Below are 14,735 nucleotides of genomic sequence, written 5' to 3' on the forward strand. Positions count from 1 at the left end.
GCGGCGCATTCAGCGCCGCTTTTTTATGCCTGAAATTTCAGTAATCCGACAAATCCGCCAGCGGATGTCGACCTTCCCAGACCTTATGAAAGTGCGCCTGGACCACCGCCTCAGGAATCGCGTTGATGTCCGGCCAATGCCAGTGCGGCTTCTGGTCCTTGTCGATCAAGCGGGCACGAACGCCTTCGCTGAATTCCGGGTGCCGACAGCAGTTCAGGCTCATGGTGTATTCCATCTGAAATACCTCGGCCAATGACAGGTGCCGAGCACGCTGAATCTGCTCCCAGACCAGATGAGCAGTCAGCGGGCAGCCCTCGTGCAGGTTTTTTGCTGCGCGGGCCAGTAGCAAGTCGCGGTGATCGCGCAACAGACTGATGGCGCGCCAGGCACAGCGTACATCGCTGACATCCAGCAACTCATCAATCTGCTGGCGTCGTGGCAACCATTGGGCCTCGGGCATTTGCCCGACGGCTTCTTGTTGCAAGGCCTTGAGCAGGCTGTTGAGCTGCATTGGCGTTTGTTCCTGCCAATTCAATTGCAGCAGACCTTCGATGAGCTCTTCCTGCTGTTCATCCAGCAAGAAGCGGTCAGCCAGGTCGAGATCAATGGCGTCACGTGCGTTCATCTGCGCGCCGGTCAAACCAAGAAACAGGCCGAGCTTGCCGGGCAATCGTGACAAAAACCAACTGGCGCCAACATCCGGGTAAAGGCCGATACTGATTTCGGGCATGGCCAGGCGGCTGCTCGGGGTGACGATGCGAATGCTCGCGCCTTGCAGCAACCCCAGGCCGCCACCGAGGACGTAGCCGTGGCCCCAGCAGATCAGCGGTTTAGGGTAGGTGTGCAAGCGAAAATCAAGGCGATATTCCGCCGAGAAAAACTGTGCGGCCAAGGGCGGCACTTCACCGGGATGGGCTCGACAGGCTTCTACCAGGCTGCGCACTTCACCGCCGGCGCAAAACGCCTTGGCGCCGTTGCCGCGTAACAGCACGCAGACAATCTGCGGCTCTTTGGCCCAGGCCTCCAGTTGATCGCTCAAGGCCCTGATCATCGGCAGCGAGAGGGCGTTCAGGGATTTTTCGGCATCCAGGCTGGCGATGCCGATGCGTGCGCCGTCCGTGCCGGTGAGTTCTTCGAAGTGCAGATTCATTTTGACCTCGATGACTGATTTGAACGTTCAGTATGATCGCTGTACGAGAAAGTGCTGGATCTGCGTCAGATCAATTGACAAGCGCGGTGGGCTTTCCTAGGGTTCGCCCCATTGAATACTCGGGTGTAACCATGACTGCTGAAGACCGTATCAAACTCGAACCGAGCTGGAAGGAAGCACTGCGTGCCGAATTCGACCAGCCTTACATGGCTGAGTTGCGCGAGTTTCTGCGGCAGGAAAACGCCGCAGGAAAGGAAATCTATCCGCCGGGGCCGATGATCTTCAACGCCCTCAATTCGACGCCGCTGGACAAGGTCAAAGTGGTGATCCTCGGCCAGGACCCGTACCACGGCCCGGGTCAGGCCCATGGCTTGTGTTTCTCGGTGCAACCGGGTGTGCCGGCGCCACCGTCGCTGGTGAACATCTATAAAGAGTTGAAGCGTGATCTGAACATCGACATCCCGAACCACGGTTACCTGCAAAGCTGGGCCGACCAGGGCGTGTTGATGCTCAACACCACCATGACCGTGGAGCGGGCCAATGCCAACGCCCATGCGGGCAAGGGCTGGCAGCACTTTACCGATCGGGTTATCGAGGTGGTCAGTGAGCATCAGCCCCATCTGGTGTTTTTGCTATGGGGCGCTCACGCGCAGAGCAAACAGAAACTGATCGATGCCACTAAGCATCTGGTGCTGACATCGGTGCACCCGTCGCCGCTGTCTGCCTATCGTGGATTCCTCGGCTGCGGGCACTTCAGCCGCACCAACAAGTATCTTGAACAGAATGGCGAGACGCCGATCGAGTGGCGGTTGCCTCCGGTCTGAAAAGCATCGCGAGCAAGCTCGCTCCCACATTAGGTCCCCTGTGTGTCGGAAATCCTGTGGGAGCGAGCTTGCTCGCGATGGGGGCACCTCGGTCTATCAGACGGAATCCGGCAACCGGTTCCAATACCTGAACAGCGGCTCCGCCAGAAACAGCACAAACAACAATCGCATCACCTGCATCGCCGTCACCAAAGGTACCGACAGTTGCAAGGTTTCAGCGGTCAGGCTCATTTCCGCAATGCCGCCGGGCATCATGCCCAGGGTCAGTGAGCGCAGGTCCAGTTGGGTCAGCGCACTCAGCCCTAGCGCCGCCAATGTGGCGATCAACATGGTCAGCGCCGTACCGATCAGGGTCCGGCCCATGAACGACGGTGCGCGACGAAAGAACTGCCGATTGAAGTGACAGCCCAGGCCGCTGCCGATCAGCCATTGGCCGATCTGACTGCCGCCATGGGGCAGGCCGATGTGCAAGTCCCAGCCGATGCTCACCGCCGCACTCACCAGCAACGGGCCGAACAGCCAGGGATTGGGTTGGCGCAACCGTTGCCAGATCCAGGCGAGCAGGGCACCGGCCGGAAACAACACCGCCAGCCAGCGCCAATCGACGCTGGCCGAATGCAGTTGTGGAACGCCGTCCCCGAGCAGGTATTTGAAGGCCGCCGGTACACACAGCACCACCACCAACACCCGAAGACTTTGCCCTGCCGCGACGCGACTGAGCACGGCGCCATTGCGTGCGCCAAGGTTGACCATTTCACCGGAGCCGCCCGGCATGCTGGAGAAAAACGCGGTGGCGCGATCCTCGCCGGTGCGCCGCAGCAACCAGACCCCGACCACTGCCGACAGGCTGGTGACCAGCGCCCCGAAGAAGATCAGGCCAAAGTGGCGCATGACCTGCTCGATCACCACCGGGGTGAAGTGCAGACCAATGCCGATTCCGACAATCCACTGGCCGCATTTACGCCCGCCAGGGATTTCCGCCAATTGCCAGGGTGTCAGGCAGCGCACCAGGATGATCGCCAGCAACGAGCCGACCATCCACGGTAGCGGCCAGCCGATCTGGCTGGCGAGGTACCCGCCCAGCAGACCGACCAGTGGGGTTCCCCACCAGCTTTTGAAAGGCCGATCAGACATCGGCGATTGCACGCCGTGCAACGGAGCGTTTGCGCCAGATGCGCAGGATCGGCATCAGCAACATGATCGCGGTCAGTACCCAGCAACCGAAAGTGATGGGGCTCGACCAGAGGATCTCCAGCGCGCCGTTGGAAATCGACAGTGCACGACGCAGGTTCTGCTCCATCAACCCGCCAAGGATGAAACCCAGCAGTACCGGCGACAACGGGAAATCCAGCTTGCGCAGGATGTAGCCGAAGATGCCGATGCCGATCATCAGGAACAGGTCGAAGGTTGTCGCGTGCACGGCGTAGACGCCGATCCCGGTAATGATCGCGATCACCGGCACCAGTGCCCAGTTCGGCACGGCAAGGATGCGGGTGAAGATGCGGATCATCGGGATGTTGAGGATCACCAGCATGACGTTGGCGACAAACAACGAAGCGATCAGGCCCCAGACGATATCCGGTTGTTGTTGGAACAACAGTGGCCCCGGGGTGATGTTGTACAGCGACAGTGCGCCGATCATCACCGCCGTGGTGCCCGAACCCGGTACGCCGAGGGTCAGCATCGGCACCAGTGCGCCGCAGGCTGCACCGCCGATGGCGGTTTCCGGTGCCGCGAGTCCACGTTTGTCGCCCTGGCCGAAGGTGCCACTGGCGCCGGCGATACGTTTCTCGGTCATGTAGGCAACAGCACTGGCCAGCGTCGCGCCCGCACCCGGCAACACACCCATGATGAACCCCAGTACGCCGCAACGGATGTTCACCACGAACACTGACGCGGCTTCCTTGAAGTTGAACATCATCCGCCCGGTGGCTTTCACGGCTTCCTGGCCATGATGGGTTTTTTCCAGCAGCAAGAGGATTTCGCTGATGGAGAACAGGCCCAGCACCAACACCACGAACTGAATACCGTCGGTGAGGTGGATGTTGTCTCCGGTGAAACGGTACACGCCGCTGTTGGCGTCGATCCCGACGCACGACAGAAACAACCCGATCAGCGCGGCGATGAAGGTTTTCAGCGGTCGATCACCGGCCATGCCACCGAGGCAGACAATGGCGAAGACCATCAGCACGAAGTATTCCGCCGGGCCGAAGGCAATGGCCCATTTCGCCAGCAGCGGGGCGAACAGCACCATGCCGCAGGTGGCGATGAAGGCGCCGATGAACGAGCTCCAGGCCGACAACGACAGTGCCACCCCGGCCATGCCCTGGCGAGCCATGGGGTAGCCGTCGAGGGTGGTCATGACGGTGGACGCTTCGCCCGGAATGTTCAACAGAATCGAGCTGATCCGTCCGCCGTATTCGCAACCCAGGTAAACCGCCGCCAACAGGATCAGCGCGGACTCCGGTGGCAGGCCGAGGGCGAACGCGATCGGGATCAACAACGCCACGCCGTTGATCGGCCCAAGACCCGGCAACAGGCCGACCACGGTGCCGATCAGGGTGCCGCACAACGCGGTGGCCAGGTTGTATGGGGTCAGTGCGACACCGAAGCCCTGGCCAAGGTAGTTAAGGGTATCCATATCAGTTCTCCAGAACGTCGAGCAGACCCAACGGCAGTGGCACGTCCATCAATCGGTCGAACAGCATGTACAGACCGACGCTCATCAAGCTGATGATCACCACGCTGGGCAACCAGCGACCGCCATACAAACGGGCCATCGGTACGCCGATGAGGATGCTCGAAACAATGAACCCGAGCGGTTCGAAGGTTCCGGCGAACACCAGCAGCAGAACGACACAGATACCGATCTTGGTCAGGGTTTCGCGGTCCAGTGGCGGCTCGTCTTCGCTGTGTTTGATCGGCGCAGGGCGAAACACCATGTACAGCAGTGCCACGCTCATCAAGCCGAGCATCAACAGCGGAAAGGCTCTGGGGCCGACGGGTTCATAGGAAAAAGCCGCTTGATACGGCCAAGCCATCAGTGCCAGGCCCAGACAGGCCAGTAACAGCACCGAGGCAAAAATACGTTGTAAGAGCATGACAAACTCCTGGGCCAGCCCCTTGATGCGCAAGGGGCTGGCCTCGAGACAGAGGCGATTACTGAATCAGGCCGAACTCTTTGGCCAGCAGTTTGTAGTCCGCTACCTGCTTCTTCACGTAGGTGTCCAGCTCTGGCCCGGTCATGGCGAACGGGAACAGTTCACGCTGATCGCGCAGCTTGGCGAAGTCTTCCGAAGCCAGCAGTTTGTCGAAGGCGTTTTTCCACCAGGCGTATTCCGCATCGCTGACTTTTGGCCCGAGGTAGAAACCCCGAACCACTGGCCAGACGATGTCGTAGCCTTGCTCTTTGGCGGTCGGAATGTCCTTCATTTCCGGCTCGTCCAGACGCTCGTTGGCGAACACGGCCAGCAGGCGCATGTCACCGCTCTGGATGTGCGGCATGGAGTCGGAGATGTCGGTGCTGCCGACCTGGATGTGACCACCGAGCAACGCCGTGGCGATTTCGCCGCCACCTTCGAGGGCGACGTAACGCAGGTCGCGCGGGTTGATCCCGGCGGCCTTGGCGATCAGCGCGGTTTGCATCCAGTCCTGGCTACCCACCGTGCCGCCGGAACCGATCACCACTTTGCTCGGGTCTTTCTTCAACGCCTGAACCAGATCGTCGAGGTTCTTGTAGGGCGAATCGCTTTTCACCGCGATGGCGCCGTAGCTGGTGCCCACCGCTGCCAGCCAGCGCACGGCACTTTCGTCGAAGCGTCCGAACTTGCCTTGGGCCAGGTTCAGCAGCGAGCCGCTGGACCACGCCACCAGCGTGCCGGCATCGGCGGGGCGCTGGGCGACGACGGCGTTATAAGCTACTGCGCCAACACCGCCGGGCATGTAGGTCACGCGCATCGGTTTGGTCAGGATTTTCTCGTTCACCAGCGCGCTTTGCGCCAGCTTGCAGGTGAGGTCGAAGCCACCGCCGGGGGATGCCGGGGCGATACATTCCGGGCGCTTGGGCTCGCCGGCGACGTCGGCGAACAGTGGGCCGGCGAACAGCAGGCAGCTGGCGGCTAATGCAACTTTACGCAGTGATAAGTCCATTTTTCGTCTCCACAGGAGTTGTTGTTGTGTAGGAGCTGTCGTTCGTTGAATCAATTACCAAAGGGCAACGCTGTAGCTCACCAGCAAACGCACTTCATCTGCGTCACGGGCGGAGTAGTTGGAGCGGTAGGTGGCATTGCGCAGACGCACGGCGACGTCCTTGAGGGCACCACTTTGCACCACGTATTTGATCTCGGTATTGCGTTCCCACTCTTCGCCGGTGGCGCCGTTTTTCAGCTTGATATTGTCACCGCTGATGTAACGGGTCATGAAGCTCAGGCCCGGAACCCCGAGCTTGGCGAAGTCGTAGTCGTAACGCGCCTGCCAGGAGTGTTCTTCGGCGCCGGCAAAGTCGTTGATCTGTACGAAGTTGACCAAATACGGGTCAGCACCGTCGACATACGGGAAGGCGCTGTCACCGGACATGTGCTGATAACCGGCGGTGAGTTTATGCCCGCTCAAGGCATAACTCACCAGACCGTTGAGGGATTTGTTGTCGATCTTGCCGCCGCGGGCCTGGCCCTGGTCATTGCTGACGGCAAAACGCAGGTCGGTGGCGAAAGTACCTGGGCCGAACGGTTGCGAAGCGACCAGGCCAAGGAAGTGCTGGTTGTAGACCTCGCCCAGTTGAGCGAAGTGGTAACTGCCGGTGATCTTGTCGGTGAACTTGTAGTCGACACCGCCGAAATCGAAATGTGTGCCGGGTACTGTGCCAGCGAAACGGCTGTTCTTGTTGTTGAGGGCGATGTCCTCGAAATCGGTACTGTCACGGTCCTTGGCTTTATCCAGGCGTCCACCGGTGAAGGTCAGGTTCTTGATTTCCTTTGAGGTCACCAGGCCGCCTTCAAAGGTCTGCGGCAGAATGCGTCCGTCGTTGGGCTTGAGGGTTGGCAGTTCGGGGATCAGGCTGCCGACTTTCAATTCGGTGGCAGAGATCTTCATTTTGCCGGTCAGGCCGAGTTTGGAGTACTCATTGGCGGCACGCCCGTCATCGTGGGTCGGCAGCAGGCCGGTGCCGGTACGGTCGGGGCTGGAGTCGAGCTTGACCCCGAGCATGCCCAGCGCGTCGACACCAAAACCCACGGTGCCGTCGGTGTAGCCTGACTGTACGTTGAGCATGAAGCCCTGGGCCCATTCGTCACGCTTGGATTGCTGGGCACTGGTGCCACTGCGAAAGTCGCGGTTGAAGTACATGTTGCGGGTTTCGAGGGTCGCGCTACTGTCTTCGAAGAAGGCAGCCTGGCTGACGGGCGAAAAGCCGGCGAGGGCGGCGGCACTGGCGAGGGCGGTGGAACCAAGGCGGGAAAAACGCGCAGGCGGACAAGCCTGAGGCTGTGTGGACAGCATGCTGAAATACTCCGTTTATTGTTCTTATTTGGCGAAAACGCTTCGAGGCGTTTTTCGGTTACAGCTCTTCATGGTCACGGCAGTCGAAACGGTCCGTGGCTGGACTCTAACGGGCTAACCTTTCTCTAACCTTTCAGCTGACTTTCACGGTTTTCGGGCTTCACAGTGGCGGATGCGGCTGTAAACTCCGCGCCAAAGAATGGCGTCGACCATCCCCAAACGAGGTAATAAATCCATGCGTGTTCTTCTCGTTGAAGACCATCTGCAGCTGGCCGAAAGTGTCGCCCAAGCGCTCAAGAGCACTGGTTTGACCGTCGATGTGCTGCACGATGGGGTGGCTGCCGACCTGGCCTTGAACAGCGAGGAATACGCGGTGGCAATCCTCGATGTCGGCTTGCCGCGCATGGACGGTTTCGAGGTGCTGGCGCGGTTGCGCAGTCGCGGCAAGAATTTGCCGGTGCTGATGCTGACCGCCCGCAGCGACGTCAAGGATCGGGTTCACGGGCTCAACCTTGGCGCCGATGACTACCTGGCCAAACCCTTTGAGCTGACCGAGCTGGAAGCGCGGGTCAAGGCGCTGTTGCGCCGCAGCGTACTCGGCGGCGAGCGTCAGCAACGCTGCGGCGTGTTGGTGTATGACCTGGACACACGGCGCTTCACCCTCGGCGATGAGCTGCTGACCCTGACTTCCCGTGAGCAAGCGGTGCTCGAGGCGTTGATTGCGCGCCCTGGGCGAGTGATGAGCAAGGAGCAGCTTGCCTCCCAGGTGTTTGGTCTGGACGAAGAGGCCAGCCCGGACGCCATCGAAATCTACGTCCACCGTTTGCGCAAGAAACTCGACGGCCATGCAGTAGCAATCGTGACCTTCAGGGGGCTCGGTTACCTGCTGGAAGCCCGTGATGCATAAGCCCGGCAGTCTGCGCTGGCGGCTACTGTGGAACCTCGCACTGCTGCTGGTGGTGCTGATGATCGCCAGCGGTTTGAGTGCCTACTGGAATGGTCGCGAAGCCGCCGACACGGCGTATGACCGGACCTTGCTGGCCTCGGCGCGAACTATCGCCGCCGGTCTTTCCCAGCGCGATGGCAGCCTTAGCGCCGATGTGCCTTACGTGGCGCTGGACACGTTCGCCTACGACAGCGCCGGGCGCATTTACTACCAGGTCAACGACATCCATCAGCAGCTGATTTCCGGTTACGAAAACCTGCCCGGCCCGCCGCCAGGCACGCCGCGAACCGACGATTATCCAGCGCTGGCGCGGTTCTATGACGCCATTTACCAAGGGCAGAACGTGAGGGTGGTGAGCCTGCTCAAGCCGGTGACCGAACCGAACATGAATGGCATGGCGGAAATCCGCGTGGCGGAAACCGACGAGGCTCGTGTCCGCATGGCTCGCAGCCTGATGACCGATACCTTGCTGCGTCTGGGTATGCTGGCAGTGGGGGCGTTGCTGTTGGTGTGGTTTGCGGTGAGCGCGGCACTGCGCCCGCTCGAGCGTTTGCGCACGGTGGTGGAGGAGCGGCAATCGGATGATCTGCGGCCTTTGCCACTGGTGGAGGTGCAACGCGAATTGTGGCCGCTGGTGCGCGCCCTTAACCACTTTACCGAGCGCTTGCGCGGGCAGTTCGAGCGCCAGGCGCAGTTCATCGCCGATGCCGCCCATGAGTTGCGAACGCCGTTGGCAGCCCTCAAGGCAAGGCTCGAATTAGGGCTGCGGGCGAGCGAGCCCGACACTTGGCGAAATACATTGGAGAGCGCCGCTCAGGGCACCGATCGGCTGACTCATTTGGCGAATCAATTGTTGTCGCTTGCACGCGTTGAGAACGGCGCGCGGGCGATTGCCGAGGGTGGGGCGCAGTTGCTCGATCTGAGTCAGTTGGCTCGCGAACTGGGCATGGCCATGGCGCCGTTGGCCCACGCACGGGGCGTCGCGTTGGCGTTGGAAGCTGAGGAGCCGGTATGGCTGCGCGGCGAGCCAACGCTGTTGAATGAACTGTTGAGCAATCTGGTGGATAACGCCTTGGCGCACACGCCCCCCGGCGGCAATGTGATCTTGCGCGTCAGTGCGCCCGCAGTGCTGGAAGTCGAGGATGATGGGCCGGGGATACCGCTTGAGGAGCGCGACCGGGTGTTCGAGCGCTTCTACCGGCGGAATCAGCAGGTGGCGGGCTCAGGCCTGGGCCTGGCGATTGTCGGTGAAATCTGCCGCGCCCATCTGGCCCAGATCAGTCTGCACGATGGTGCGCAGGCCGGGTTGAAGGTTCGGGTCAGTTTTATCGCCGGGTAATTTTTTCGTGCCTGTTCTGGCGCTATCGCGAGCAAGCTCGCTCCCACATTGGATCCCCTGTGTGTCGGAAATCCTGTGGGAGCGAGCTTGCTCGCGATAGGGGCGCTGCGGTTTCCTGATCAGTAGAACATCGATCGTGACTCACCCAGATCGCTGCACATCGCCGTGTTCTCTGGATCAATCCCCAGCTTTTTGAACGCCGGCACGCCGAGTACATCAATTCGGGACAGCGGATGATCGGTGTCCTTGTGGCAATACAGGCTGGCGATCTGCACCAGGTCGACATAATCGACCTGCTTGGACTGACGCTTGAAGTCCAGATACAGCCCCGGCAGCTTCACCAGCATTTCCGGAAACTCCCAGACCTGTAGCAACTTGTCACCGAGCAGCGGATGAATGTGTTCGATCACGTGGTTGAGGCTGACCGGATCTGACAGCAGCTCGTAGTGGTCTTCGGCGTAGGTCAGAATCGGCAGCACGCCGATCTGATGCACCAGCCCGCCAAGGGCCGCCTGATCCGGTTTCAATTGGGTATGAGTGCGGCACAGCGCATAGCTGACACCGGCGATTTCCAGACTCTTGCGCCAGACTTCGCGCATCTTCTGTTCCACCACCTCGGAGCGGGCATGGAAAATCTGTTCCATTACCAGACCGATAGCCAGGTTGCTGCTGTAGTTGATACCCAGTCGGGTGATTGCCGTGTGCAGGTCGGTCACCTCTTGAGCGGCACGCAGCAACGGGCTGTTGACCACCTTGATCAATCGCGCGGACAACGCGGTGTCGCGGCCGATGACTTTACTCAGGTCGGCGACGCTGATTTCCGGGTCTTCGGCGGCCTTGCGAATCTGCAAGGCCACTTCCGGCAATGTTGGCAGAACCAGGTCATCGTTATCGATGGCCTCAACCAAATCCTGTTGGACCTTTTCCGCCAGCTCGCTCATTTAGTTTCTCTAGGGCATTGCAAAAAAATGCTGCAGTTAACGCTGGATCTCGAGGTCACGATCCAGTTGGTAAGGCAGGTCGAGCAGGTGAAGGGCCGGGCCCTCCAGAGCGCCAAGGTGCACGTCGCCACTGTCGGCGGCTTCGGCTTGCAGCACCGCCAACAGCTCGATGTTCTGTTCGGCGTGCGCTGCGATCACCACTTCACCAATGGAACTGCCGTGGGTTGGCGAAAACAGTGCGGTGCCTGGCTCGGGCAGTTCGGTGCTGTCGAGTTGCAGGCGATACAAACGACGCTTGAGTTTGCCCAGGTACTGCATGCGCGCGACGATTTCCTGGCCGGTGTAGCAACCTTTCTTGAAGCTCACGCCGCCCACTGCTTGCAGATTGAGCATCTGCGGGATGAACAGCTCGCGGGTCTGCGGCATCACCTGGCCGATGCCGGCGCGGATCTGCCCGAGCAGCCACTGGTTCAGATTGCCTTCAGGCAGCAGCGCGGCCAGCGTGTTGTGCAAGGTGTCGGCCTGACTGGCTGCCGCCCAGAGTTCGACGCGATCGGATGACACACGAATGGCAATCAGGCCGCCCGCGCGGGCAACTGCGCCGTCTTCCCGGGGAAGCGCCAGGCCCAGACCGGACAGGACGGCTTCTGAGTGCTGCAGGCCAAAGCGAATCCAGGCAGCGCTTTCGTCGGTCAACTTGGATTTGGAGAACACCGCGTATTTTTTCAGGTCCGCCAGTTGTGGCTCCAGTAACTCGCTGGCCATCGCCAACAGAACCCCGTCACCTTCCAGCAGGATGCGAAAACTCGACTGCATGCGGCCTTTCTGGGTGCAGCGTGCACCAAGGCTGGCCTGGGTTTCGCTCAGGTAATTGAGGTTGCAGGTCAATTGTCCCTGAAGGAACTTGCTGGCGTCGGAGCCGCGAACGGCGAGCACGCCTTCATGGGACAAGGTGCAGAAAAAAGCAGAATCGGCCATGGGTCATCGCAGGGTAAAGAGTCTGGAGGACATCATAAGGGGGCGCCCTTGAAATGGGTAGTTCACAAAGGTTCGAGGGTGCCCGACCAAAGCCGACTGTTCGACAGGGATTGGGGCTGTATACTTGCGCTCTATTTGAGGAGCGCTCCATGGTCGAAGATGTTGAACTGAACCGCCTCTACTGGCACAGCCGCCGCGGCATGCTCGAGCTTGACGTGTTGCTCGTGCCGTTTGTCAAAGAGGTTTATCCGCACCTCAACGATGTCGATCGCGAGTGCTACCGCAAACTGCTTGAATGCGAAGATCAGGACATGTTCGGCTGGTTCATGGAGCGCGCCGAATCGGAAGACCCTGAGCTGCAGCGCATGGTCCGCATGATTCTGGACCGTGTCCAACCCAAGTGAGAGTGTCCTGTCTCACAGTTACTGTTTCTTTTTGACGGCGTCTGTTGTCGCCATGCCGCGTTGCCGCTCCTCGCCATAGCGGGCTATGACTCGTCGCGGCGCCTTGCCTGGCAACAACAGCCACTCGCCAAAAGAGAAACGTAACTGTGAGAAAGGACACCCAGTTTGAGTGCCGCTGGCATGCCTCGCGGCAATTGCTGGCGGCTTATCTTCTCGCCCAGCTGCTCGCGCTGGGTTCGCTGTTGCTGCTCTCTATACCGGTATGGGCCAGTTTGCTCGGCATTGCGCTGTGCGTGGCTCACGGTTTTTGGGTGTTGCCGCGACAGATTCTGCTGACGCACCCGCAGGCATTCCGTGGCTTGCGCCGGGACGCTGATGGTTGGCAGTTGTGGAGTCAGGAGTCGGGCTGGCAATCCGTGCAGTTACGCCCTGACAGCCTGGCGCTACCGTTGGTCGTCGTGTTGCGTTTTCGTCTGCATGGCGAGCGGCGGGTCCGGGCGATCTGTGTGCCGCGCGATGCGCAGGCGACGGATATTCACCGACGCCTGCGGGTGCGGCTCAAGTTCAGTCGGCGTAGGTGGGCGGCACCAGAATAGTGTCCAGTGCTTCTGGCAGCATGTTCGGGTAATCGAGGGTGTAATGCAGGCCGCGACTTTCCTTGCGCTCCATGGCTGAGCGAATCATCAGTTCGGCCACCTGAGCCAGGTTGCGCAGCTCGATCAAATCCCGGCTGACCTTGTAGTTGCTATAGAACTCGTCGATCTCGTCCAGCAGCAGGCGCACGCGATGCTGGGCGCGTTGCAGGCGCTTGTTGGTGCGCACGATGCCCACGTAGTCCCACATGAACCGCCGAAGCTCATCCCAGTTGTGCGCAATGATCACGTCTTCGTCGGAGTCGGTGACCTGGCTGGCGTCCCAGGCGGGCAGGGCGCTCGGAATCGCGACTTCCGGCAGTTGTTCAAGAATGTCTGCCGCCGCTGAACGGGCATAGACGAAGCATTCCAGCAGCGAGTTGCTGGCCATGCGGTTGGCACCGTGCAGGCCGGTGAAGCTGGTTTCGCCAATCGCATACAGGCCAGGCACGTCGGTGCGGCCGTGTTGGTCGACCATGACACCACCGCAGGTGTAGTGCGCAGCCGGAACCACCGGGATCGGCTGCTTGGTGATGTCGATGGAGAATTCCAGGCAGCGTTCGTACACCGTCGGAAAGTGCGACTTGATGAAAGATGCAGGTTTGTGGCTGATGTCCAGATAGACGCAGTCGATACCCAGGCGCTTCATTTCATGGTCGATTGCCCGGGCGACGATGTCCCGTGGCGCCAGTTCGGCGCGTGGGTCAAAGCGCTGCATGAAGCGTTCGCCGTTTGGCAGCTTCAAATGTGCGCCTTCACCGCGCAGGGCTTCGGTAATCAGGAAGCTTTTGGCTTGTGGGTGGTAGAGGCAGGTGGGGTGGAACTGGTTGAACTCCAGATTCGCCACCCGGCAGCCCGAACGCCAGGCCATGGCTATGCCGTCGCCGCAGGCGCCATCCGGGTTGCTGGTGTAGAGGTAGACTTTCGCGGCACCGCCGGAGGCGAGGATCACGAACCGCGCGCCATAGGTATCGACTTCGCCGGTGCCGCGATTGAGCACGTAGGCGCCAAGGCAGCGATCACCTTCCAGGCCCAGGCGCTTTTCGGTGATCAGATCAACGGCGACCCGTTGCTCCAGCAACTCGATGTTCGGCCGTTGCCGTGCTTGATCGAGCAACGTATTGAAAATCGCGGCGCCTGTGGCGTCGGCGGCATGAATAATGCGCCGATGACTGTGGCCGCCCTCGCGGGTCAGGTGAAACTCGAAACCTCCGTCTTCAGTGCCGGACTGTTCATCGCGGGTGAACGGCACGCCCTGATCGATCAACCATTGAATGGCTTCGCGGCTATGCTCGACGGTAAAGCGCACGGCGTCTTCGTGGCACAGACCTCCGCCAGCGTTGAGGGTGTCATCGACGTGGGATTCAACGGTATCGGTGTCATCCAGCACGGCAGCGACTCCGCCCTGGGCCCAGTAGGTCGAACCGTTGGCGAGGTTGCCTTTGCTCAGTACGGCAATGCGCAAATGATCGGGCAAGGTCAATGCCAGACTCAAACCGGCAGCGCCGCTGCCAATCACCAGAACATCGTGTTGAAACTGTTGGCTCATTTCAGGATTCCGCTCAAAGCGACCCGGGTCGGGGTTGGCGCAAGACACCTGAATCGGCGAGTCGAGACAGCCACACAGCGCACTAGTATATAGAGGGGTGGATCGGCACAATAGTCGGGCCTACGTGGCAATGTGAAACTACTGTGACGGAAAAGACAGATGGTTGTGTAGGACGATTTACACGCAGGGTCGACGATAAGGCAGCCTGATCGCCGATGAAGTGCTGTTTTTCGCTGCGTGGTCATACATTATCGGTTTCGCACGACAATAGAGGTTGGGAACTTTGCCAAGCGCCCAAGCTCAATAGAAGGTTGCCTGAAACAAGGAACAGCGTCGGATTCACGCAGGATTTGTGTTTTGGTCACTGCGGGTGGATTCGACGAAAAGATTATTCGCGTAGCCGGCCCAGCCCGTGCTGCGTCTTTCGTGTGTGCCAAATCAGAGCGCGCAGGAAACTTGCTTGGAGGGGGAGAACT

Annotated in this window: 14 protein-coding genes; 5 read left to right on the forward strand and 9 right to left on the reverse strand. The window is 60.2% G+C overall.

Annotated features, from left to right (window positions below; genetic code table 11):
* Positions 1-37 precede the first annotated feature (37 nt).
* Positions 38-1,150, reverse strand: a complete 1,113-nt coding sequence (locus tag AC1DIG_RS20595; protein WP_477768764.1) for an enoyl-CoA hydratase/isomerase family protein — start codon at positions 1,148-1,150, stop codon at positions 38-40.
* A gap of 131 nt (positions 1,151-1,281) precedes the next feature.
* Here AC1DIG_RS20595 and ung point away from each other — a divergent pair, with 131 nt between their 5' ends.
* Positions 1,282-1,974 carry a uracil-DNA glycosylase gene (gene ung, locus AC1DIG_RS20600; protein WP_477768765.1) on the forward strand — a complete coding sequence of 231 codons (693 nt, stop codon included), beginning with the start codon at positions 1,282-1,284 and terminating at the stop codon, positions 1,972-1,974.
* A 96-nt stretch (positions 1,975-2,070) separates the two neighbouring features.
* Here ung and AC1DIG_RS20605 read toward each other — a convergent pair whose 3' ends face one another.
* Genes AC1DIG_RS20605 through AC1DIG_RS20625 form a run of 5 tightly spaced genes read right to left on the reverse strand, consistent with a single transcriptional unit; the run spans position 2,071 to position 7,470 of the window.
* Entirely contained in the window at positions 2,071-3,108 is a 1,038-nt protein-coding gene (locus AC1DIG_RS20605; protein ID WP_477768766.1) for an AbrB family transcriptional regulator, read from the reverse strand.
* Positions 3,101-4,615, reverse strand: coding sequence for a tripartite tricarboxylate transporter permease (locus tag AC1DIG_RS20610; protein ID WP_477768767.1), 1,515 nt, complete (start codon positions 4,613-4,615; stop codon positions 3,101-3,103). The genes AC1DIG_RS20605 and AC1DIG_RS20610 overlap by 8 nt, the downstream gene beginning before the upstream one ends.
* Position 4,616: 1 nt before the next feature.
* Positions 4,617-5,075, reverse strand: a complete 459-nt coding sequence (locus AC1DIG_RS20615; protein WP_477768768.1) for a tripartite tricarboxylate transporter TctB family protein — start codon at positions 5,073-5,075, stop codon at positions 4,617-4,619.
* 58 nt (positions 5,076-5,133) lie between these two features.
* The gene (locus AC1DIG_RS20620) at positions 5,134-6,123 is read right to left on the reverse strand and encodes a Bug family tripartite tricarboxylate transporter substrate binding protein (RefSeq protein WP_427536727.1); all 990 of its coding nucleotides are present in this window, start codon (positions 6,121-6,123) and stop codon (positions 5,134-5,136) included.
* Between the two features lie 54 nt (positions 6,124-6,177).
* Positions 6,178-7,470 (reverse strand): OprD family porin, encoded by a 1,293-nt coding sequence (locus tag AC1DIG_RS20625; RefSeq protein ID WP_477768769.1) that lies wholly within the window; start codon positions 7,468-7,470, stop codon positions 6,178-6,180.
* 235 nt (positions 7,471-7,705) lie between these two features.
* Here AC1DIG_RS20625 and AC1DIG_RS20630 point away from each other — a divergent pair, with 235 nt between their 5' ends.
* Both AC1DIG_RS20630 and AC1DIG_RS20635 read left to right on the forward strand, forming a co-directional pair.
* Positions 7,706-8,377 carry a response regulator gene (locus AC1DIG_RS20630; protein ID WP_019692544.1) on the forward strand — a complete coding sequence of 224 codons (672 nt, stop codon included), beginning with the start codon at positions 7,706-7,708 and terminating at the stop codon, positions 8,375-8,377.
* Positions 8,370-9,755: a sensor histidine kinase gene (locus AC1DIG_RS20635; protein ID WP_477768770.1), complete on the forward strand. Its 1,386-nt coding sequence runs from the start codon at positions 8,370-8,372 to the stop codon at positions 9,753-9,755. Before AC1DIG_RS20630 ends, AC1DIG_RS20635 begins: the two co-directional genes overlap by 8 nt.
* Positions 9,756-9,874: 119 nt before the next feature.
* On the opposite strand, the gene AC1DIG_RS20640 is transcribed toward AC1DIG_RS20635, so the two are convergent.
* Positions 9,875-10,696 carry an HDOD domain-containing protein gene (locus tag AC1DIG_RS20640; RefSeq protein WP_477768771.1) on the reverse strand — a complete coding sequence of 274 codons (822 nt, stop codon included), beginning with the start codon at positions 10,694-10,696 and terminating at the stop codon, positions 9,875-9,877.
* Positions 10,697-10,732: 36 nt separating this feature from the next.
* Positions 10,733-11,674, reverse strand: a complete 942-nt coding sequence (ygfZ, locus tag AC1DIG_RS20645) for a CAF17-like 4Fe-4S cluster assembly/insertion protein YgfZ (protein ID WP_477768772.1) — start codon at positions 11,672-11,674, stop codon at positions 10,733-10,735.
* 149 nt (positions 11,675-11,823) lie between these two features.
* On the opposite strand from ygfZ, the gene AC1DIG_RS20650 reads away from it, so the two are divergent.
* Together AC1DIG_RS20650 and AC1DIG_RS20655 are read left to right on the forward strand one after the other, a co-directional pair.
* Complete coding sequence (locus AC1DIG_RS20650) at positions 11,824-12,078, forward strand: FAD assembly factor SdhE (protein WP_019692540.1); 255 nt, start codon at positions 11,824-11,826, stop codon at positions 12,076-12,078.
* Between the two features lie 146 nt (positions 12,079-12,224).
* Positions 12,225-12,674 carry a protein YgfX gene (locus AC1DIG_RS20655; RefSeq protein ID WP_477768773.1) on the forward strand — a complete coding sequence of 150 codons (450 nt, stop codon included), beginning with the start codon at positions 12,225-12,227 and terminating at the stop codon, positions 12,672-12,674.
* On the opposite strand, the gene nadB is transcribed toward AC1DIG_RS20655, so the two are convergent.
* Positions 12,643-14,259, reverse strand: a complete 1,617-nt coding sequence (gene nadB / locus AC1DIG_RS20660) for an L-aspartate oxidase (RefSeq protein ID WP_477768774.1) — start codon at positions 14,257-14,259, stop codon at positions 12,643-12,645. The two genes, AC1DIG_RS20655 and nadB, sit on opposite strands and share 32 nt — an antisense overlap.
* Positions 14,260-14,735: the final 476 nt, after the last annotated feature.

It is taken from the genome of Pseudomonas sp. 05N431, from assembly GCF_056397005.1.

Excerpts from the sequence above, each read along its gene's own strand:
- AC1DIG_RS20595 (WP_477768764.1), bottom strand. The coding sequence starts at position 1,150 with ATGAATCTGCACTTCGAAGAACTCACCGGCACGGACGGCGCACGCATC.
- ung (WP_477768765.1), top strand. The coding sequence starts at position 1,282 with ATGACTGCTGAAGACCGTATCAAACTCGAACCGAGCTGGAAGGAAGCA.
- AC1DIG_RS20605 (WP_477768766.1), bottom strand. The coding sequence starts at position 3,108 with ATGTCTGATCGGCCTTTCAAAAGCTGGTGGGGAACCCCACTGGTCGGT.
- AC1DIG_RS20610 (WP_477768767.1), bottom strand. The coding sequence starts at position 4,615 with ATGGATACCCTTAACTACCTTGGCCAGGGCTTCGGTGTCGCACTGACC.
- AC1DIG_RS20615 (WP_477768768.1), bottom strand. The coding sequence starts at position 5,075 with ATGCTCTTACAACGTATTTTTGCCTCGGTGCTGTTACTGGCCTGTCTG.
- AC1DIG_RS20620 (WP_427536727.1), bottom strand. The coding sequence starts at position 6,123 with ATGGACTTATCACTGCGTAAAGTTGCATTAGCCGCCAGCTGCCTGCTG.
- AC1DIG_RS20625 (WP_477768769.1), bottom strand. The coding sequence starts at position 7,470 with ATGCTGTCCACACAGCCTCAGGCTTGTCCGCCTGCGCGTTTTTCCCGC.
- AC1DIG_RS20630 (WP_019692544.1), top strand. The coding sequence starts at position 7,706 with ATGCGTGTTCTTCTCGTTGAAGACCATCTGCAGCTGGCCGAAAGTGTC.
- AC1DIG_RS20635 (WP_477768770.1), top strand. The coding sequence starts at position 8,370 with ATGCATAAGCCCGGCAGTCTGCGCTGGCGGCTACTGTGGAACCTCGCA.
- AC1DIG_RS20640 (WP_477768771.1), bottom strand. The coding sequence starts at position 10,696 with ATGAGCGAGCTGGCGGAAAAGGTCCAACAGGATTTGGTTGAGGCCATC.
- ygfZ (WP_477768772.1), bottom strand. The coding sequence starts at position 11,674 with ATGGCCGATTCTGCTTTTTTCTGCACCTTGTCCCATGAAGGCGTGCTC.
- AC1DIG_RS20650 (WP_019692540.1), top strand. The coding sequence starts at position 11,824 with ATGGTCGAAGATGTTGAACTGAACCGCCTCTACTGGCACAGCCGCCGC.
- nadB (WP_477768774.1), bottom strand. The coding sequence starts at position 14,259 with ATGAGCCAACAGTTTCAACACGATGTTCTGGTGATTGGCAGCGGCGCT.